The organism is Pseudomonas sp. YJ42 (assembly GCF_047225135.1).
Lineage (GTDB): Bacteria > Pseudomonadota > Gammaproteobacteria > Pseudomonadales > Pseudomonadaceae > Stutzerimonas > Stutzerimonas stutzeri_E.
This window is the reverse complement of sequence record NZ_CP178378.1, coordinates 4,083,606-4,100,722: the sequence shown is the minus strand read 5'-3', so window position 1 is coordinate 4,100,722 and position 17,117 is coordinate 4,083,606. Positions and strand designations below refer to the sequence as shown.

21 protein-coding genes and 1 tRNA gene are annotated in these 17,117 nt (G+C 54.7%); 5 read left to right on the top strand and 17 right to left on the bottom strand.

The genetic code is table 11. The features are described 5' to 3' along the window. Positions 1 to 11 precede the first annotated feature (11 nt). A tRNA-Gly gene (locus tag ACL0K2_RS18930) sits at positions 12 to 85 on the top strand. Positions 86 to 110: 25 nt separating this feature from the next. Here ACL0K2_RS18930 and ACL0K2_RS18925 read toward each other — a convergent pair. From ACL0K2_RS18925 to ACL0K2_RS18855, 15 genes are all read right to left on the bottom strand, one after another. Continuing rightward, on the bottom strand, positions 111 to 644 hold the full coding sequence (locus ACL0K2_RS18925) for a hypothetical protein (RefSeq protein ID WP_413043213.1): 534 nt from the start codon (positions 642 to 644) through the stop codon (positions 111 to 113). Between the two features lie 51 nt (positions 645 to 695). Continuing rightward, a complete protein-coding gene (locus tag ACL0K2_RS18920) occupies positions 696 to 1,682 on the bottom strand; it encodes a tyrosine-type recombinase/integrase (protein ID WP_413043212.1) in 987 nt (328 codons plus the stop codon). Beyond that, entirely contained in the window at positions 1,682 to 2,959 is a 1,278-nt protein-coding gene (locus ACL0K2_RS18915) for a hypothetical protein (RefSeq protein WP_413043211.1), read from the bottom strand. The genes ACL0K2_RS18920 and ACL0K2_RS18915 overlap by 1 nt, the downstream gene beginning before the upstream one ends. 131 nt (positions 2,960 to 3,090) lie before the next feature. After that, the gene (locus tag ACL0K2_RS18910; RefSeq protein ID WP_413043210.1) at positions 3,091 to 4,287 is read right to left on the bottom strand and encodes a zonular occludens toxin domain-containing protein; all 1,197 of its coding nucleotides are present in this window, start codon (positions 4,285 to 4,287) and stop codon (positions 3,091 to 3,093) included. Between the two features lie 4 nt (positions 4,288 to 4,291). After that, on the bottom strand, positions 4,292 to 4,606 hold the full coding sequence (locus ACL0K2_RS18905; RefSeq protein ID WP_413043209.1) for a DUF2523 domain-containing protein: 315 nt from the start codon (positions 4,604 to 4,606) through the stop codon (positions 4,292 to 4,294). After that, complete coding sequence (locus ACL0K2_RS18900) at positions 4,606 to 5,946, bottom strand: virulence factor TspB C-terminal domain-related protein (protein ID WP_413043208.1); 1,341 nt, start codon at positions 5,944 to 5,946, stop codon at positions 4,606 to 4,608. Before ACL0K2_RS18900 ends, ACL0K2_RS18905 begins: the two co-directional genes overlap by 1 nt. Before the next feature lie 162 nt (positions 5,947 to 6,108). Further along, positions 6,109 to 6,318, bottom strand: a complete 210-nt coding sequence (locus ACL0K2_RS18895; protein WP_046162623.1) for a major capsid protein — start codon at positions 6,316 to 6,318, stop codon at positions 6,109 to 6,111. Positions 6,319 to 6,328: 10 nt separating this feature from the next. Then, on the bottom strand, positions 6,329 to 6,544 hold the full coding sequence (locus tag ACL0K2_RS18890; RefSeq protein WP_046162624.1) for a hypothetical protein: 216 nt from the start codon (positions 6,542 to 6,544) through the stop codon (positions 6,329 to 6,331). After that, positions 6,541 to 6,714, bottom strand: a complete 174-nt coding sequence (locus ACL0K2_RS18885) for a hypothetical protein (RefSeq protein ID WP_413043207.1) — start codon at positions 6,712 to 6,714, stop codon at positions 6,541 to 6,543. Before ACL0K2_RS18885 ends, ACL0K2_RS18890 begins: the two co-directional genes overlap by 4 nt. 21 nt (positions 6,715 to 6,735) lie before the next feature. Continuing rightward, positions 6,736 to 7,098 carry a hypothetical protein gene (locus ACL0K2_RS18880; RefSeq protein ID WP_413043206.1) on the bottom strand — a complete coding sequence of 121 codons (363 nt, stop codon included), beginning with the start codon at positions 7,096 to 7,098 and terminating at the stop codon, positions 6,736 to 6,738. Positions 7,099 to 7,217: 119 nt separating this feature from the next. Continuing rightward, positions 7,218 to 7,619: a hypothetical protein gene (locus ACL0K2_RS18875; RefSeq protein WP_413043205.1), complete on the bottom strand. Its 402-nt coding sequence runs from the start codon at positions 7,617 to 7,619 to the stop codon at positions 7,218 to 7,220. A gap of 3 nt (positions 7,620 to 7,622) precedes the next feature. Further along, positions 7,623 to 7,958 carry a lysogeny maintenance protein PflM gene (gene pflM, locus ACL0K2_RS18870; RefSeq protein WP_413043204.1) on the bottom strand — a complete coding sequence of 112 codons (336 nt, stop codon included), beginning with the start codon at positions 7,956 to 7,958 and terminating at the stop codon, positions 7,623 to 7,625. Positions 7,959 to 7,997: 39 nt separating this feature from the next. Continuing rightward, positions 7,998 to 8,138 carry an Arc family DNA-binding protein gene (locus tag ACL0K2_RS18865; protein WP_413044492.1) on the bottom strand — a complete coding sequence of 47 codons (141 nt, stop codon included), beginning with the start codon at positions 8,136 to 8,138 and terminating at the stop codon, positions 7,998 to 8,000. 29 nt (positions 8,139 to 8,167) lie between these two features. Next, positions 8,168 to 8,317 carry a hypothetical protein gene (locus ACL0K2_RS18860; RefSeq protein ID WP_413043203.1) on the bottom strand — a complete coding sequence of 50 codons (150 nt, stop codon included), beginning with the start codon at positions 8,315 to 8,317 and terminating at the stop codon, positions 8,168 to 8,170. Further along, the gene (locus ACL0K2_RS18855; protein WP_102847489.1) at positions 8,314 to 8,529 is read right to left on the bottom strand and encodes a DNA-binding protein; all 216 of its coding nucleotides are present in this window, start codon (positions 8,527 to 8,529) and stop codon (positions 8,314 to 8,316) included. Before ACL0K2_RS18855 ends, ACL0K2_RS18860 begins: the two co-directional genes overlap by 4 nt. A gap of 455 nt (positions 8,530 to 8,984) precedes the next feature. Here ACL0K2_RS18855 and ACL0K2_RS18850 point away from each other — a divergent pair, with 455 nt between their 5' ends. Next, positions 8,985 to 10,100 carry a PIN domain-containing protein gene (locus ACL0K2_RS18850; RefSeq protein ID WP_413043202.1) on the top strand — a complete coding sequence of 372 codons (1,116 nt, stop codon included), beginning with the start codon at positions 8,985 to 8,987 and terminating at the stop codon, positions 10,098 to 10,100. A gap of 329 nt (positions 10,101 to 10,429) precedes the next feature. Then, the gene (locus ACL0K2_RS18845; protein ID WP_413043201.1) at positions 10,430 to 11,143 is read left to right on the top strand and encodes a hypothetical protein; all 714 of its coding nucleotides are present in this window, start codon (positions 10,430 to 10,432) and stop codon (positions 11,141 to 11,143) included. A gap of 36 nt (positions 11,144 to 11,179) precedes the next feature. On the opposite strand, the gene ACL0K2_RS18840 is transcribed toward ACL0K2_RS18845, so the two are convergent. Both ACL0K2_RS18840 and ACL0K2_RS18835 read right to left on the bottom strand, forming a co-directional pair. Beyond that, the gene (locus ACL0K2_RS18840; RefSeq protein WP_413043200.1) at positions 11,180 to 12,610 is read right to left on the bottom strand and encodes a hypothetical protein; all 1,431 of its coding nucleotides are present in this window, start codon (positions 12,608 to 12,610) and stop codon (positions 11,180 to 11,182) included. Between the two features lie 502 nt (positions 12,611 to 13,112). Beyond that, complete coding sequence (locus ACL0K2_RS18835; protein WP_413043199.1) at positions 13,113 to 14,594, bottom strand: MFS transporter; 1,482 nt, start codon at positions 14,592 to 14,594, stop codon at positions 13,113 to 13,115. A 226-nt stretch (positions 14,595 to 14,820) separates the two neighbouring features. Between ACL0K2_RS18835 and ACL0K2_RS18830 the strand changes: the two genes are divergently transcribed. Both ACL0K2_RS18830 and ACL0K2_RS18825 read left to right on the top strand, forming a co-directional pair. Beyond that, positions 14,821 to 15,612: a helix-turn-helix transcriptional regulator gene (locus ACL0K2_RS18830; RefSeq protein WP_045161036.1), complete on the top strand. Its 792-nt coding sequence runs from the start codon at positions 14,821 to 14,823 to the stop codon at positions 15,610 to 15,612. A gap of 376 nt (positions 15,613 to 15,988) precedes the next feature. After that, a complete protein-coding gene (locus tag ACL0K2_RS18825; protein ID WP_413043198.1) occupies positions 15,989 to 17,029 on the top strand; it encodes a hypothetical protein in 1,041 nt (346 codons plus the stop codon). Positions 17,030 to 17,117 lie beyond the last annotated feature (88 nt).

Sequence of the window (17,117 nt, the reverse complement as noted above, 5' to 3'; positions counted from 1 at the left end):
GGCCCCCCTGAGCGGGCGTCGTATAATGGCATTACCTGAGCTTCCCAAGCTCATGACGAGGGTTCGATTCCCTTCGCCCGCTCCAGATACCGAACGATAAGGCCCTGTTTTTACAGGGCTTTTTTGTTTCCGCTGATTAGTGGTGTCGAAGAAGTGTCGAAAAGCGCTCGCCGGGGGGAAGGCGTTGCCCAGTTAGTGTGGACGTAAAAATTTGCCCACGAGAAAACACAGCACTCTGCGAAAGCGAGCAAGCCAATGGCAAATAGCTCTAGCGATTTCTCAAACTGCCAGGTTTCCGGCTCGATTAGAAACCAAAGAAAAGGCATGCCTAGCAACGCGCCAGATATAGCTCGCCACAAACCGAAGATCCCGGAACTCAACTCACCCAGTGTCGACCGTGCGAAAGCCCAAACTGCCCGTTGCGTATCCGTTCTTTTCCAAAGACTCCGATCTAGCCAAGAGATCACGGCGAAAGGGATTAGGAGCAGCACTAGATAGAAAACGTAGACCCTGTCGGGCATGAACGCCGAAAAAAGCTTGCCTAAAAGCTCAGCTCCGCCAAACCAATAAGCAACTACCAAAGGGACGCCACCGGTTCCGACGACGACGATCAACTCTTGGACGATGCGATATCGGAATTTCATATTGCTTCCCTGCCCTATGCAACCAATCAAGGCATGCATTTACTGGCGATGCTAGAGCTGTGTCAACGGTCCTAGCCTAATCGCATCATTCAAGTGCTCGGGAGCAAGATGTGCGTAGCGCATCGTCATGTTCAGCGATGCATGCCCCAGGATCTCTTTCAGAGTCACGATGTGGCCACCGCCCATGATGAAGTGAGCGGCGAAGGTGTGACGCAGGATATGGCTCGCTTGGCCCCGAGGCGGATTGATCGTGGTCGACAGAAGCACCTGGCGAAATACACCGATGCAGTTGGTGAACAGACCATGCTGCTTCCAGTGCTGTTGAATCATGGCCACCAGCTCAGCCGTCACCGGGACCATCCTCACTCGCTTCGACTTGGTATTGGCGAACACCAGGGCATTGCCTCTAATCCGATCTGGTCGCAACGCCTGAGCCTCACCCCATCGAGCACCGGTCGCCAAACAGATCCGCGCAACAAGGGCGGGATGCGGAGAGGTGGAGCGTGCTTTGAGGGCATCGAGCAGTTCGGTTATCTGCGGCTTGGTCAGGTAGGCCAAGGGGCGTTCCTGCAACCGGACGGGCTTGATCCGCGAGAACGGGCACGGATAGTCGATAACGTCGAGCTTGTGCAGCTCGTTGTAGACCGCTTTCAGGTAACCAAGCCGATTGTTAGCCGTCTTGCCGGTCACTCCGTTTGCCATCCAGCGGGCACGCACTGCGGCGATCTTGGCACCGTCGACGGTACTGGCAACCGGGTCGCCCAACGCCTTGCACGAAGCACGAAGAATCGCAGCACGACGCAGCCCATCGGTAAGCGAAATTCCATGCAAATCGAACCACAGCCCAACCAGCTCAGACAGCTTTCGCCTGTCCTTTGGCCTGGGTGCCCAGTTGTTCGACTGAACGCACAGGGTTCGACAAGTCGCTTCGAAGCGCTGAGCCTCCGCTTTCGTCTTCAGTGTTTTGCGAAAACGACGCCCTTTCACCGGTTCAACATCGACTTTCCATCGACCGTCAGGCAGTTGCTCGATCGACATCAGACCGCCCTACCCCACCGCACATGCCGCTCTTGGAGTAGGTTCTTGATGTGGTTGTACAGATCACGCTCCGTCATATCCTTGGACGCGTAGTGATCACGAATCACCGGCCAGCATTCCCATTCCTTCAGTCGATCAAATGCGGTTTTAGCGCCCACTCGCTCCCGTGCCAGCAGGCTTACGAAGTTTCCCAGGAATAACTCGACGTTCTTGCCGCTGAAGCCACGGCTAGTCTTGTAGTAGCGCTTGTATTCCGTCTCATCGACCAGTGAATCCACCGCTACATCGACCCGCACGTCATCACGCATCAACGTCCAGATCGGCTCGTATTGCCCAGGCCGATGCAGCAACTTGAACTGGCACAGCCCGTAGCGCCACAGGCCGTCCAGATGGGCCGAGAACGCTGCGAATGAATCCGTTTCGATGGCCTCGCCGGTCTTAGCGCTGATCGATCCGCTAGCGAATTGCTGGATGACCGAATGGTGGTAGCGCAGCTCGACGCGCCAAACGTCCGCCTTTGGATCGTAGTTATCCGGGTCAGCCTGATCGAATGAATCACGACGACGCCAGACGCTTTCCCAAAAATCGAGCTTATCGGTAGCGCGGGCCTGTTCGGTCTTGTTGTAAATGCAGAGCTGAACACCTCCGGCAGAGCCGAACATGGACGTTTCTCCACGCCCGTAAACGCTGGACTTGGTTGCCCAGTTGATTTCATTGATGCCCGAAATATCGCGGTGTGTCCGGGCGCGACAGTGCAGGCGCGCTACCAGATCCACCGGAGGCTTCCAGCCTTGGAGATCCAACGCGAGGTGAACGGCACACTGGTTACGCTCCCTGTGGGTCAGCACTGCGGCAGCGTAATAATCCATGCGCTCTTGCAGACGCTCAGGCGACAGCGTGTCTATGGCATGGGGCGACACTTCGATTTTCAGGTGTGGGCCGATGCTGTCGAGCTTGGCGTTGAAGTTCTTGATAAGCAGGATGAAACCGAGATCAGCGTTTTGCAGTTTGTACTGGTAGCCCGAATCACGCCCTACCCGACCGGAATGCCAGATCTGCCCAGCGAACTCGACCAAGGCACCCGGTTTCTCGAATAGCACCATGATTTCCGGTCGAATCAGCCCGCGGTAAAGCTGACGGACCGTATCGACACCACAACGCAGCAGACGAACGCCTGTCAGGTCGGTGAGCTTTGCGGTCATATGGTCGAAGAAAAGACGCCCATCAGGCGTTTCTTCGAATTGGCGATTAACTCTGATTTGGTCCTTAACGCTCATTTTCTAGTGCTCCAAATAGCAACGAATCGACACTGTTCAAACTGGTTTATCTGACGTGTTACAGGGACGTCAGCGCGCGCAGCACGCCGGCTCGTGCCTCGCCGTGCGTGCCAAGGACGCGCTGACGGTCTTCACCACAGGAATTGCCCCTTCTCGTACGGCACGCGGGTAAACCGGGTGCCCTGGGGTTCGTTCTGGTCCTGACGAGGCTGTGCAACCGGCTGCGGTGCCGGTAGCGGGTTGTTCCGGCTCTGATCCAGCATCGAGCCTCGGTCGGGCTTCGTCGGGTCGAAGTAGCCGTTCTGCACGACTGTCATGCAGAACTCGAACGACACCTCCAGCAACGTGCCTTGCTGGGTATTGCAGCGGCAGCCGGTCAGCCCGTCATCGGTGTCACCGATGCTCATGCGCCGTCGGTTGCGGCCTATCAGATCCCGGTCGGTCGTGGCGATGCAGATGGGTTTGGGGAAGGATTGCGGGGCGTTCAGCTGGTCGTAGATCGGTGCTGAGCCGGGCACATCCTGAATCCGGGGCACACGCGACCCGAGGTATTGCTCGAGGGTTTGCGGCTGTTCTGCACCTTGCCCGCCGATGGGGTTGATGAAGGACCCAACGACGCTTTTCGCTTGATCGACCATGCTTTCGGATTCAATCGGCGCGCCGATGTGGTCTGCTGTTTCCGGTGCGGTCTTCTCTTGCTCGTAGCGGGCATAGGCGCGATACACCAAGAACCCCGCCCCGATGATCACCGCCGCGGCCAACAGGAACTTGGTCGGCACCTTGGTTTGGAAATGGTGCTTGGCGTTCGTGCTGGTGTAGGCACCGAAGTACTTCTTATCCAGCCGCAGCGACTTCTTGTCGGCATCCTTGAAGCTGGATTTCACCTCGACCTTTTCCACCACCACTTCCGACTCGAAGCGCAGCAGTTGGGAGGACTTGAAGACGCGCCAATAGTGGATATGCGAGTTGCACAGCCGGCGAAGGTGTACATCGAGGTAGCGCGGATCTTGCGTGACCAGATGCACTTCATGGCCCTGGTGACGCATGGTTTCGAAGCGGGTGATGTGCTCCGGTGGCCGAGCCCTTGGATCGCGTGAGCCAAACCAGCCTTGGGCCTCATCGACCACTATGATCGCGTCGGCCGGTAGTTCGAACCACTTCTCCGGATCTTCAAACACGAACCAGCTGGCTTTGAGCTGGTCGGGCTTGAGGCCGTTGATGTTGTGGTAATAGACGACGCGGCCCTGGGCGTGGGCGCTCTGATCTACTTCGCGGATGGTGTTGAGGGTCTTGCCGTGCCCCGGCTTACCCGTGCGGATAATAAGCATGGGATCAGGCCGTGAAGGTGGTGACGTTGCCAAGCTTGGTGCGGCGATCAGCAAGCTTGTCGATGCCACTCAGCACCAGGCGCGTGGTGATGGCGGCGAAGTACATGTTCAGTGCGACATCGATCTTTGCCAGCCCCAGGATCATCTGGATCGACTGAGCGACGTTGCCCATGTTGGCGAGCATGTAATCCTTCGCCTCACCGATCACGAAGTTAATGCCGAGGTAGCTGACCATGCCGATGCCAAGCACCCGCAGGACCATCATCACCAGCGGTTTGACGATCATTACCGCGAGCATGGCGAGGTAGTAAAAATGCATCAGGCACCTCCAAAGGCGCGGCCCACGTAGACGGCGCAGAACATTGCGGTAAAGGCGACGATCAGCCAGGACATGTCCGTAGCCGCTTGGCAAAGGGGTTCATATTTGATTTGCAGGGTGCGGCCACCGCTAGAGCGCAAGTTCATGCTCTCGGGTGAGGGGCAACCGGACGGCAGGAAGCGCCCAGCGCCACTGATGAAGCTCGGCGCGTTAACCTCAGCTTCTTTCAGCTCGAACTCTTCGCCCTGGAACAGCCCTTCGATATCGGATTTCTTGTTTTCAAAATTGGCCTGTTCTTCGGCGTTGCAGCGCATTTGCTTTTGCTGCTTGAGAATCGCGCATTGGACCGCATCGCCCTTGCAGCTCATCTGCGCATCACAGGCTTCACCGGTGACGCCGGGCTTCACGCACTTATCTGGATCGGTGGCTGGGTCGCACTGGCCTTCACCTTCTCCTTCGCCGTCACCAGAGCCATCCCCTTCACCGTCTCCCTCGCCGTTGCCTTCGCCATCCCCTGACCCATCACCGTCACCGCTTCCATCGCCATCGCCATCGCCATCGCCGTCACCATCCCCTTCGCCGGGATCTTCGGGGTCGGTCGGATCTTCCGGGTCGGGATTTTCAGCGTCATCGCAGCCGCCTACCTCGACCTCGGGGTCACAGGGTTTCGGGGGTTCCTTGCTGCAAAACGCCCCGTTCCAGACGTAGCCCTCAGGACAGGCGTTGTCGGGATCTGGCGTTGGCGTGTCGTCGGGGTTGGTGGTGTCGCTTGTGCCAGCAGGCGCGGTGCGAGTCGGTTCGCCGCCTGTGCACTCCAGCCCGGCGCTTTTGTATTCATAGGAGCCGAAAATGCCAGGGGGATTGCCGCTGGTGTAGGCATAGACATTGGTCGGCGCGGTGAAGCCCCAGGTGTATTGGCAGCTATTAGCGCAGACGCTGCCTGGAGGTTCGGTCGAAGGCTGACCGACAGCACTCTTGATCAGGTGCTGGTGAAGGATGGTTTGGCCGTTGGTGGCTTCGCAGGCGCTGGCAGGGGCTGCACATTTACCATCCGAATCAATAACTGATGGAGCTTCACAGGTTCCCCTTGCCTCATAACCAACCGATTCGAAGGACATATATCCAGGCCGTCGCCAAGTACATCTGGCGGAGAACGTAGGTGTTGATACCGGACGACCGCTACCATCCAGAAAGGTGAAGTCCTTGCCCTCAGGCATGTTCAAACAATGCTCGCGAGGGTTCAGGATGTTTCCCTGCCCCAAGGATGAGGTCCAGGTAAAGTCTGCCGCCTGGGCCGGCGCGACCAGCGCAAACAAGGCAAAGGCAAGCAGCACTCTCATGATGGTCATCCCTACACCCGCCCAAAAAACACGAGATAGAACGCCAGGGTGGTCAGGATCAGTACGTACAGCTGGTAACTCATGTTGGCGTTCCCCTCGGAAGTGAAAACCCCGCCGGAGCGGGGTTTGTTTGCTTCGGCACGTGCGGTGCGCAACCCTGGGTTACAGGGCGCGGCGCATGTACTTGAACGCCATGGCGGCGATGATCACGGCGAACACGGCCCAGCCGATGGTGCCGACATCGGTGCCAGCCTCATCCAGTGCGCCGGTTGCTTCCGGTGGAACAGCGGCGTACACGGTGCCAGCCAAAGTGGAGAGCGCGGCAGCAGCGCCAACGCCGATTTTCTTGATGAAGTGCTTGTTCAGTTGCATGGGTGATACCTCACTGTTTCAGGACTTTTTTGAGGACCAGAAATCCGAACACGGTGGCAAAGAGCACGATGGCCTCAGCCTGTAGTTCGGAGACCTGTTCCCAGGACAGTGCAGCGCCGTAGAGGCTCTGCATTTCCTCGACCGTGAGGGCAACCAGCGACCCGGAGCAGACGGGCGTACCGTCAGCGCCTTGCAGCCAGTCACCGTCACAGGCGAGGAAATTCATGCACCGGCCTCTAGGAGGTCGGTGGCTTGTTCGAGGGGTTCGCAGTCGGGACAGACGGCGAAATGGGGCGGCAACCGCAGATCAGGCAGCAGATCGCTTTGCGGTGCAGGCAGGCTCATGAGCTTGCCCATGTCGTTGCCGCAGCAGTCGCAGATAACGCGGTCACCCATCAGCATGGTCCGCCCCTCCCCTTAGTTGGCTTTGGCTGGGTCGGCTGGCTTGGCCGGGTTCGGCTGAGCAGCGGCGCGGGCAGGTTCGGTGCTGTTGCGGGGTTTCACGGCTTCCAGTTGCAGGGCTAGGTTCTTGCCCTTGTTCTGGCCGCCACGGGCAATCTCGAAGTGGATGCGCACCAGTTGCAGCGGCTCGAAGTGGGCACCGGCTGCGAAGATCTCATCGGCTACTTCGTCTGCTGCTGCCATGCCGATGATGGAAAGGCCGTGTTCGGTCTTGCCGTCTGGTTCGTCGCCGTAGAAGACCTTGATGTACTTCTGGCCCGCTTCACCGTCGAAGCGTTGAGTGCCGAGAAATGCAACTTCCATAGTCGAACGTGCCATCTGTGTTTCCTCTCTCTAGTTGCGCTTGATTGCGCGTCTTCGCTTTTTGCAGGCCGAGCGATCCCGAGCAGACGAACTTTCAAAATTCGCCACTGCTGGTTTGTTACTGGGCCTACTGGTTAAAACTTCGCGTTGCGGTTGCCTGTTAGTTGGTTAACACCAAGGGCTTTGCCCTTGTCATCCCACTCTTGCCGCCGAGGGCTCGGGAGCGCGGGGCGGAGAAGCTGCCCCACACTCACGAGCGAAGGCTTTTCTGTTCCTGCAGGGTCAAGGATGCGCTCCGCCCGTGCTTCCGTTTTTCCGAACGGTGAAGCGTGTTCGGACAAGCCGGGAGCGCGGCCCTGGACCTGTTCGGCCTCGGTGTTGGTTGTTTTTGCGGGAACGCTATCGGGCTTGGCTCCGTCGCGATGCTGGCTGATCTTCATCGCCAACCAGGGGAAGCCGAAGATCACCACCGCGAGCAATGCGATGGGCAGATAGACGCGCCAGAAGAAGTCAGCGTGTTGTTCTTGATTAGCCACGGCTCAGGCCTCCAGCTCGAACGGTTCGTGGATCGGCACGTAGGGCGTGGGTTTGCCGGTGTCGAACACAACGCTCCAATACTTCGGCGGACGGTCGGGTGGCGTGTGTTTCGCGCAGGTAGAGGCCGGTATCACCGCCCATTCCGAAGTGAGGACTGTCCAGACACCAGCGATCTTGCCCATCCTTGTTGTGCGAATCGGCTGCACAGATGCGGGGCGGCATTGGGCGCAGGGTGTGGACCGGGAGCGAGCGGGTTTCGCCACTTCGCGTCGGGACCAGCAGACAGAGCAGGCGCAGTCCTCGGGGTGCGGCAGGCGCAGATAGTTGGACAGGTTCATAAGTCATCCCCTCCCCTGGCTTTCCGTAGACGGAGCGGATCATTCGGAGCGCTCCTGTTCACTGGCGCTTGGCGCAACCTGGGAGAACGATGATTCCAGGCGAATGACGATTTCGGCATTTAGGGAGCGGCGTTCAGCCCAAGCGGACCGTTCGACCTGGGCGCGGAGTGCCGCAGGCATACGCAGCTTGAATTGCGGGTCAGTGCGGCTCATTGGTTCACCCCCGGAAAACGCACCATACGGGTTTTGCCCAGCTTCACGCTCTCGACGGCGCCAGTCCTGATCCAACCGGCGACCATTTCAACAGACACACCGGCCAGAGCGGCGAAGGCGGCTTGCGTATAGAGAGGAGGATTCATGCGGTCCACTCCTGTTCCAGCAGCCAGCTACGCAGCAGCGCACTGTTAATCATGCGGCGCTTGCCGAGTTTTACAGTGGGGAGTACGCCCCGGTAGACCCAGGCGCGGGCCATGGAGCATGTCAGACCATTGCGTTCCGCCCAGGATTCGACGGTTTCCACGTCCTGCTGCGGGCCGATCAGCTTTGAAGGTTCTAGCTCTTCCAGTTCCATGCTCGTTCCGTCACTATTCGTTGCAATTTATGCATGCCTGCATTGACGAATAATTCGTCACTGAGCGAAATACTACAGACGAATTATTCGTCACTCAAATATTTCGTCAGTGCTTTTTAGAGCATTTTGGAATGATAGAAGAGCGTTTAAGAACGCTTGTTCGATATATCGGACCGGCGCGACTGGCCCAGGCGTCGGCAATTAAGAATCGACGCCGATGGCAGACCGTAGCCACGGATATGAAGGTCAAGACCCGTATTGAGGATATGGAAGAATTGCTCAAAGCTTTTCCTCAATATGAGCTTTGGCTTTGGAAAGGTGAGGTCGATCCAGCGAGAGGCCAGCTAGCTCCAGGCTATGAGGAAGCTCATTCAAACTTGCCCAATCAAAACGCGGGATAGCGATCACAACGGAAGTGGCTAAGCGCTGGTATGCCCAAAAGAGAGGGTTCAAGAATGAGTGATGATAATGAGCTGAGATCCGGACTCGTATTCATAGATACTTCCTCCTTTCAGAGTAAGCAGTTTCAATTTGGCCAACATATTCTAGAAAAAATAGAAGAATTTTTAGAAAAGGGCCACATAAGAATATTACTCCCCGAAGTAATTGATCGAGAAATAACGAAGCACATATCTCTCAAACTAGACGAATCGATCGCTGCACTCAAAAAAATACGAAAGGAGCATGTATTTTTAAGGAATCTACCGAACTATCCGTGTTCGGGAATTTTTTCAGATATCGATAAAAGTGAAGCGCTAAACACAATTTATAAAAAATACGAAAAATTTAAATCATACGAAGACGTTGAAATACTACCTACCAATCTTGTTGATTCGAAATTGGTATTTGATCGATATTTTTCTGGAAAGCCGCCTTTCCAAAATTCGGGGAAAAAACATGAATTCCCAGATGCTTTTGCATTAGAAGCAATAAGAATTACGGCAGAAAATCGATTAATGCCGGTTTATGTAATAAGCAATGACAGTGATATGCGGGAATACTGCGATGAATTTCCAGATTCCTTAATCTATCTCGAAAAAATCGAAGACCTGGTTGGCCTCGTAAACAGATACACCGAAGAACTCGCACAGCCAACCAAACTAGCAGTCGGCGCCTTTGAAAATATAAAGACTAAAGTAATAGAAGCTTTAGAAAATATATTCAAAGATGCCGATTACTCGTGCGATGATCTAAATGATAGCGATTACGAAATTACCGAACTTGACGTACAACAAGTAGAGATTGCTTCGTATAACGTAATCGATGCGAGCACGGAAAACAGTGAAATACAGTTAACAGTCAATCTACAGATCGCAGCGACCTATTCAATCATCGACTATGATAACTCCCCTTGGGATCCTGAAGATAAAGCCTACGCTTACCTAGATAGTTATGAGTTAACAAAAGTTCACCATCAGACATATCAAGCGTATTTATTTATTTCATTTGACTCCGGAATAAAAGCAAATGCTGAGATAACCGAAATATGGCTTGATGACTCGACTCTAGAGCTGACTTTTAAGCCGTCTGAGAGCCATCACTCAGATCAAATACTCTTATTCGGCCCTTAGGCTCGCCAAGTCAACTAAAAACGGCACAGACAAAGTGGGCAGATTATTTAGCGCCCTTCCGGAGCAAGGAAGCCAAATATAACATGGAAACGATCATCGGACTTATATTCGAGGTTGCGCTTAGGGGACTAGGCCTTTGGGTACTGAAGATGCTGACATTCGGGCGCTACAAGGACACCAATAGCTATTTGTATTTTCTACCTACCTTCGTCGGCTTTGTATGCATAGCTCTACTGCTGTTATTGATACTCGTGATAGCAGCGGAATTGAAAGCTACAGCTCCGACTTGAGCCACATATCTATTTCATAGGCAAACGCAAGGAGGCGACATGAAATCAGACTGGGACGATGCGCCCGAGCATCTACGCAGCACGAAGAAAGACAGCCCATGGCGTTTCGTAGCTATATTGGGTATTGGATCGGTGATCTTGCTGGGATTAGCAGCTTTGTTTTCAGATCCTATTGCGCAGGACATTAACCAGATCAAGTCGGGCATTAATGTCACAGGCAAAACCTGGTTCAACCAAGAGCCGACAGAGCCCGCCCACGCGGTTAGCGAACCTCCGCTGGCACAACACGGCACACCGAAACCATCAGCGGCGCCTGAAGCAAAAGGGCAACGCCCATTGACCCAGGCTGAGATCGAGTGGTTCGAAGAGGCCTCAGCGCGCGCGATAGAACGCAAGCAAACCTCTTTCAGCGACGAAAACTACACCCCCCGCCCAGTCGCCAACACGATGCAGCCACCACCGGCCCGCTACTACGCATCCAACTCGTCCAGCAGCACACACAAGCGCTCGGTAAGCCGTGAGACCCACCTAAGCAACTGGAGCTGGGAGAACGGCCATAAGAAGCAGCGTGTTGGCGGCCAGTTCCAGTGGATGGTCATAAACGACCAGATCGACTTCAACAGCGTGTGCCAAAACTACAAACGCGGCTCTCTGATCTACCGCGATTGCCGTAAAGGTGCGAAGGTTGCGTTCAAGCGAATATGTAGCCGATACCAACCGGCATGTGCTGCCGAAAACAATTACTTGCCGTGACGGCCGACTCTCTCCGCAGAGAAGGAGCACCGCTAATTATCTCTTGCTAGCTGATGCCTTTCGATTGCCGTCGACAAGGTATATCGCTGATACCTGCTCATGTTGGTCGATAGCCTCCCTTCTAATCCTTTGAATATCACCATACTTATTTCCGATATGACCGACATCGATAACCAGATAGACACCCTCCACGGTATCTTCTGCTTTCTTGTAAATCTCGAGCTGACTAGTGTAACCACGCACTAATGACGAATTTGTAGAAAGCTTAATTTCGACCACAATACGAACATCAAAACCTTTTGAAAATTTAAAATCAACAGGTCCATTCCCAGAATCAGCCTCTGGAGTAATATCTAAATTATTAGCTTTGCAATAAGAGTAAGCTATCGAGAAAAATAGTCGTTGCGCAGCTTTCTCCTTTCGCGGCTTCTCATCGTCGGTCCAGAGCTCTTTCCAGATTCCTTTATTTTCTATTAAATCTTGGAATTGTTCTATAATTTTGACAACAAGAGCTTTAGCTTCAGCAATTGTTGAAGGATTGGTCGCAAGCGCTCCCGCCATAGGATGCTTGTGGGCAATGTCGAGAAGCTTAATCCAGAAGTGCTCACCGTTAGTATCTGCATCAAAATCGTAGGGCTTCTTAGGTACTTCATGCAAAAGCTCCAAGACTTGCTCAAACGCCTCCTTGCTTTTTAGCGCAGACTCCTTAAGCTCACTTTTTTTCTTCTTGGTCATCGTTGACCATATCTTTCCAATTCCGCCACTAACTTTTTCTCGATAATCTTCGTTCTCTTTCGAGACACGAGCTATATCGCTCCAATCCGTTGCGATTGGCAAATCTCTCACTATATCCCTAGGCACAAAGATCAACTGCTCTTGAGTATAAGGATTCAAAGGCAAGTTAACTTCGCGTCCCGCCACCAAAAACTTTTTGGTTGGAATCCCAAGAATAGCATTCACACGCAAGGTAAAATCAACGAGATTATTAATTATTATATTAGTTGTCATGTCACTAATGCGATCTGGACCTATGCCTTCTTCGAGCAAAGACAACCCCATGAAGAAATCGATATCGGTAATTCCCAGGTTAACGATTTCTGATGCCGTTTTTAATGTCGTAGCTGAAAGCTCTGGCCCGAAGCCTGCACCACGGATAGATGCGCTATAGCCTAAGCATGTCCAGCTCACCTCAGAAAAGCTGAAAAGTTTCGCAGCCTTCCTCCAAGGCAAATCCCCCTGGGCTTTAGATGCCGTTAAAAGCTTTACGATGAACTCAAATCTTTGTTCATAAGCTGTTGCCGCACCAACAGACATTTCTTCGTGCTTGCTAGAGGGCAGTAAAAGAGGGTCGATGAACAGATGGGTATCTACCGTAAGCTGAGTATCTATTATGTCTAGCTCATCTAAACGATCGGGAGAAATACCAAATTCGCTTGATATAGTTGCTAATAATTTAATCTTTGCCATTCGTAGCGTCCTTGACCATCTAAAGCAATTAGTGGAATAGCGTTATGACATCACACCATGGCTAAGGCTGGTACGCAAGACAGAACATCACAAAGGTTAAAACCCCATGACTTTCAGTTATTTACAAATATCTCAACGCAGTGTGCAAGACAAGCTTGAGCACTCAGATGTTAGCTACTGTCGAAAAACTGTCGAAATCACTGTGACGCATTGCGACGAAACGAGCAGTTGGATCAGCCGGAAACCCCGTAACGACACGCTTTGAGACGGAACGACACACTAAGCAAAAGGGTTCGATTCCCTTCGCCCGCTCCAGATAAAAAACCCTACTTGCAGAACTTCTTCGTTTGGGGTTTCGCCTGTTCCGAGTGATGTCATCGGTTGACTAGGCGGGGGAGGCAGAAAAATCAATCTGCCCTCTTTTCCTCGCGGTTCTTCAACGGATCGATGGCAGTATCGCGATGCTTGCTACCCGCTCCCGTTACGCAAATAGGCGTGCCTTCTAACTAAACGGGGGGCGATCATTGGATTCTTGGGAGGAAGTGTCAGCGCTCAAGCCGATATGTCGTAAGTTGATTGCCGCCAGCCCAGCCAGCACAGCAATGCTGATGCCGCTGGTCACTGCAGCTACATTGAACCCCATCACGAATGCTGCTTGCGCCTGTTCCAATACACCAGCGGGTAGCTGTTGCGATACCGACTGGGCGCCGGCGAGGCTGTCCGATACCACATGCTGGATATCCTGCGCCATTAACCCGCTGAGCTGGTCGGCCATGCTGTTGCGATAAACAGCGGTCGTCAGGCTACCCAGCGCGGCAATGCCTACCGCCAAGCCAAGCTCCTGCACCGTCTCAGACATAGCCGAGGCAGATCCTGCCTTTTCGGCAGGTGCTGCCCCTACTACCAGATCCGTTCCCAACGCAGCAATGGTGCCCAAGCCAAGGTAGACCAGCGAAAACGATGCCGTTACCAAGGTTACCCCATGGGGCGAATTGTCGAGCTGGGCCAACATCAGATAGCCCACTGCAGATAGGCCCAGCGCTCCCGCTATGACATGGCCTGGCCGAATGCGCCTTGCAAGCAGCGGTGCGGTAATGCCTGCCGCCAGCATGGCGAGAGCGGGCGGCCCCATCCACAGCCCTGCGACTAGCGGTGACAGTCCAGCCACCAGCTGCAGATACTGAGTCACTAGCAACATCGTCCCGCCGACGCCTATCAGGCCAACCAGGAGCACCAATAAGGCCACACTAGTTGCCTTACTGGAGAACAGGCTGAGATCGACGAGCGGACTGGCCAATAGGCGCTGCCGCCGGATGAAAACAAACATGAATATCAGCCCGACCGCGATGCCAAGCGCGGCGCTGGCTCCTATCCCATCCTTGGCGATTTGCTTGATGCCATAGATGATCGGGAGCAAAGCCAGCAGCGACAGCGCGACGCTAGGCAGATCCAGACGCCCTTGTTGCGGAGCGCTGTATTCCGGCAGTAGATACGGGGCGGCTACCAGCAAAAGCCCCACGACCGGCAGCGCGACGAGAAATGCAGCCCCCCACCCGTAGTGTTCAAGCAAGCCGCCACCCAACACGGGCCCAACGGCCATGCCCAGCGCAAACATGGTGGCCCATATCCCTATGGCAAGCGCGCGTTGATGGGGGTGAAGAAACATGTTGCTGATTAGCGCCAGTGTTGATGGCATCAGGGTCGCGCCCGCGACACCTAACACGGCGCGTGCGGCAATTAGCATGGAAGCGCTAGTCGAGTAGGCCGCCATTACGGAGGCGACCCCGAAAGCAGTTGCGCCGATCATGAGCAATTTGCGCCGCCCTATGCGATCACCTAGCGTTCCCATCGTGATAAGAAACCCAGCGATCATGAAGCCATAGGCATCGACGATCCAAAGTGTTTGCGCGCTTGTCGGCCGCAGATCAACCGCCAGCGCGGGCAAGGCCAGGTGCAAGAGTGTCATGTCCAGCCCAAGCAACATGGTAGGCAGCGACAGCAGCGCCAGCCCAAGCCACTCACGGTTACTCGCGCGGTTTTCAGCGGCTTGGCCATGCGCCTGGAAGGTTTCGGTTTTAAGGGTTGAATCGCCAGATGTATTCAAGTGTGACCTCCCGGTTTGCCCGGCTTGGTTGCGGAAGGTCTCATCTTCGGAGCGATCAAGTGTTAGTACAATTTAAGTAGTTATCCTATTACTGGTGGCAATAGCCATGATCGAGCGAAGCCTCAACCGCACCAAGAACGAGTTGTCCGAATTTCTTACCTGGCACCGCAAGAAACTGACGCCGGCCGACGTTGGCCTGCCCTCACATGGGCGGCGCCGGACGCCGGGCCTACGCCGAGAGGAAGTTGCAGCGAAGGCTGGCGTGGGGCTGACTTGGTATACCTGGTTCGAGCAAGGGCGGGATATTCAGGTATCGGAGAAATTTTTGCTGAGCGTGGCTCACGCGCTAAAGCTCGACGACGCCGAGTGCTGCCACCTGTTTCTTCTGGCCCACAAACGCCCGCCTCCTCCAGAGGCCCATCACTGGTCGTCGGTCACCCCCCTCATCCAACAAATAATGGACGATTTGGCGACAAAACCTGCCTATGTGCTCAACCTGCGCTGGGATGTCATTGCTTGGAATGCAGCGGCCGATGCTTTATTCGATTTCAGTGCTCGGCAGCGCGAGGTCCGCAATATCCTGCGCATGGTGTTTGCCGATCCCGACATGCGACGACGTCTGCCCGCTTGGCGGGATGATGCGCCCAAGCTACTGGCGCAGTTCCGTTATGACTTTGCCGTTGCTCCGCAGGATCCAGCGATGCTGGCGTTAATCGAGGACCTCAATGAACTATCGGCCGACTTTAGGCGTTGGTGGGAGACACACGATAGCGAGGAGGCGCGGCGCGGGATTGGATCGGTCCTGACGGCCAATGCCGAGCGACAGGACTTGCGCCATGAAACGCTGGTGGTGGATGAACACCGGCATCTCAGAATGGTGGTGTATTTCGGCGGATAAGCGCTTCCATTGAATCAAAAGAGAGACGGGACTATTCATTTGCGGTCTTACGCCTCGCAGACTTCATCGCCTACAGGGTCTGGAGCGATGACCTCTGCTTTCGCACAAAGCGAAATTAACCAGACTCTTTTTTCATCGTTTCGATACGGGCGGTGCAGTGCTAACCGACAGTGGATATCCATCGGAACGCAGCTTGAAAGCCGTAGACCCGACCGTGTTCATGCAGAATAAAGTTGCTTATGCCGTGAAGAGCTAATCCCGTTCAGCCATGAAATTGACTCTATTTACCTATACCGAGATATAAACGAACCGACAACACTCCTCTTGCTTCGCCTGTGATGTACGGAGCTCATCCAATGCGAACAGGAGGTTTCCAATGCTTAAAATAACTCCTTTGGCTGCAGCGCTTTTGCTGATAGCGAGCGGCAGCATATTGGCTAGCGAACATGTGGCTGAGATAGAGCAGCACGGCACCGACAACAGCGCAGAGCAGACGCAGAGCGGCATCATGCAGCGCTCCTTTATCTATCAGAATGGTACTCAAAACAGCGCGCTCACCGACCAGTCCGGCACCAGTAGGGGAGGCCAGGCGAGCGTGGAGCAAGTTGGCTCGCTGAACTCAGCCGAGATCTACCAGGTGAATGGAAGCCGGCCGGGTATGGCGAGTGCGGATGTCTATCAAGCCGGGTCGTCCAACCGCGCCACGCTCGAACAGCATGAACACCATGACGAGCTCGCTAGTACCGCGACGATTCATCAGGACGGCAGTGGCAACCAACTCGATGCCATACAGACGTGGGTAGGCAACCAGCTCGATGTGGTTTCCATCGGCCAGGGCAACGCGGTTCAAGTGACCCAGTCCGGTTTCAGCACGGCGGACATTCAGCAGACCGGCACGGCAAACCGGGTGCAGCTTGAACAGGTGAGCAATGGCTTCGGTGGCGGTTCCGCGGTGGTCGCACAAGAAGGCACGTCCAACGAGGCAGACATCGAGCAAATCTCCGGCCGTTACCCAGCAGGCGACGTAGCCCTTCAACAGATTGGTGTTGCCAACATAGCGAAGATCGAAGCGGGCGACGGTTACAGCACGCTGGACTATACCCAGCGGGGCACCGGCAACGAGCTTAATGCGCGCTTCGTCGGGCAAGGCTCGAGCATCAGTGGATATTCTGAAGGGAGTTATAACCTGGTCGACATTTCGCAGGTTGGCGACGACAACAGCCTGGATATCGCTCAGGTCGGATCCAACAACCAGATCGATGCCTATCAGGGGTTCCATATGCATGAGGCGCTCATCAGCCAGTCAGGTGATGGCAACCAGGCTTTCCTCAGGCAGGAGACGTTCACGTATGAAAATACCGCCGCCGCTATCATTCAGAACGGTAGCGGCAACGTTGCGAGCGTCGTCCAGCAATAACCCACCCGTTATCGAATCGAGGTGCACTCACGCGTTTCAGCTCGGGGTATCGGGCATCGACGAGGAGCCGAAAGCGCTGACATGCAAT

What these genes read in the sequence shown, in the direction of transcription:
- ACL0K2_RS18925 (WP_413043213.1), bottom strand. Translation starts at nt 644, where the DNA reads ATGAAATTCCGATATCGCATCGTCCAAGAGTTGATCGTCGTCGTCGGA.
- ACL0K2_RS18920 (WP_413043212.1), bottom strand. Translation starts at nt 1,682, where the DNA reads ATGTCGATCGAGCAACTGCCTGACGGTCGATGGAAAGTCGATGTTGAA.
- ACL0K2_RS18915 (WP_413043211.1), bottom strand. Translation starts at nt 2,959, where the DNA reads ATGAGCGTTAAGGACCAAATCAGAGTTAATCGCCAATTCGAAGAAACG.
- ACL0K2_RS18910 (WP_413043210.1), bottom strand. Translation starts at nt 4,287, where the DNA reads ATGCTTATTATCCGCACGGGTAAGCCGGGGCACGGCAAGACCCTCAAC.
- ACL0K2_RS18905 (WP_413043209.1), bottom strand. Translation starts at nt 4,606, where the DNA reads ATGCATTTTTACTACCTCGCCATGCTCGCGGTAATGATCGTCAAACCG.
- ACL0K2_RS18900 (WP_413043208.1), bottom strand. Translation starts at nt 5,946, where the DNA reads ATGAGAGTGCTGCTTGCCTTTGCCTTGTTTGCGCTGGTCGCGCCGGCC.
- ACL0K2_RS18895 (WP_046162623.1), bottom strand. Translation starts at nt 6,318, where the DNA reads ATGCAACTGAACAAGCACTTCATCAAGAAAATCGGCGTTGGCGCTGCT.
- ACL0K2_RS18890 (WP_046162624.1), bottom strand. Translation starts at nt 6,544, where the DNA reads ATGAATTTCCTCGCCTGTGACGGTGACTGGCTGCAAGGCGCTGACGGT.
- ACL0K2_RS18885 (WP_413043207.1), bottom strand. Translation starts at nt 6,714, where the DNA reads ATGGGTGACCGCGTTATCTGCGACTGCTGCGGCAACGACATGGGCAAG.
- ACL0K2_RS18880 (WP_413043206.1), bottom strand. Translation starts at nt 7,098, where the DNA reads ATGGCACGTTCGACTATGGAAGTTGCATTTCTCGGCACTCAACGCTTC.
- pflM (WP_413043204.1), bottom strand. Translation starts at nt 7,958, where the DNA reads ATGAACCTGTCCAACTATCTGCGCCTGCCGCACCCCGAGGACTGCGCC.
- ACL0K2_RS18865 (WP_413044492.1), bottom strand. Translation starts at nt 8,138, where the DNA reads ATGCCTGCGGCACTCCGCGCCCAGGTCGAACGGTCCGCTTGGGCTGAA.
- ACL0K2_RS18860 (WP_413043203.1), bottom strand. Translation starts at nt 8,317, where the DNA reads ATGAATCCTCCTCTCTATACGCAAGCCGCCTTCGCCGCTCTGGCCGGT.
- ACL0K2_RS18855 (WP_102847489.1), bottom strand. Translation starts at nt 8,529, where the DNA reads ATGGAACTGGAAGAGCTAGAACCTTCAAAGCTGATCGGCCCGCAGCAG.
- ACL0K2_RS18850 (WP_413043202.1), top strand. Translation starts at nt 8,985, where the DNA reads ATGAGTGATGATAATGAGCTGAGATCCGGACTCGTATTCATAGATACT.
- ACL0K2_RS18845 (WP_413043201.1), top strand. Translation starts at nt 10,430, where the DNA reads ATGAAATCAGACTGGGACGATGCGCCCGAGCATCTACGCAGCACGAAG.
- ACL0K2_RS18840 (WP_413043200.1), bottom strand. Translation starts at nt 12,610, where the DNA reads ATGGCAAAGATTAAATTATTAGCAACTATATCAAGCGAATTTGGTATT.
- ACL0K2_RS18835 (WP_413043199.1), bottom strand. Translation starts at nt 14,594, where the DNA reads ATGTTGCTTGGGCTGGACATGACACTCTTGCACCTGGCCTTGCCCGCG.
- ACL0K2_RS18830 (WP_045161036.1), top strand. Translation starts at nt 14,821, where the DNA reads ATGATCGAGCGAAGCCTCAACCGCACCAAGAACGAGTTGTCCGAATTT.
- ACL0K2_RS18825 (WP_413043198.1), top strand. Translation starts at nt 15,989, where the DNA reads ATGCTTAAAATAACTCCTTTGGCTGCAGCGCTTTTGCTGATAGCGAGC.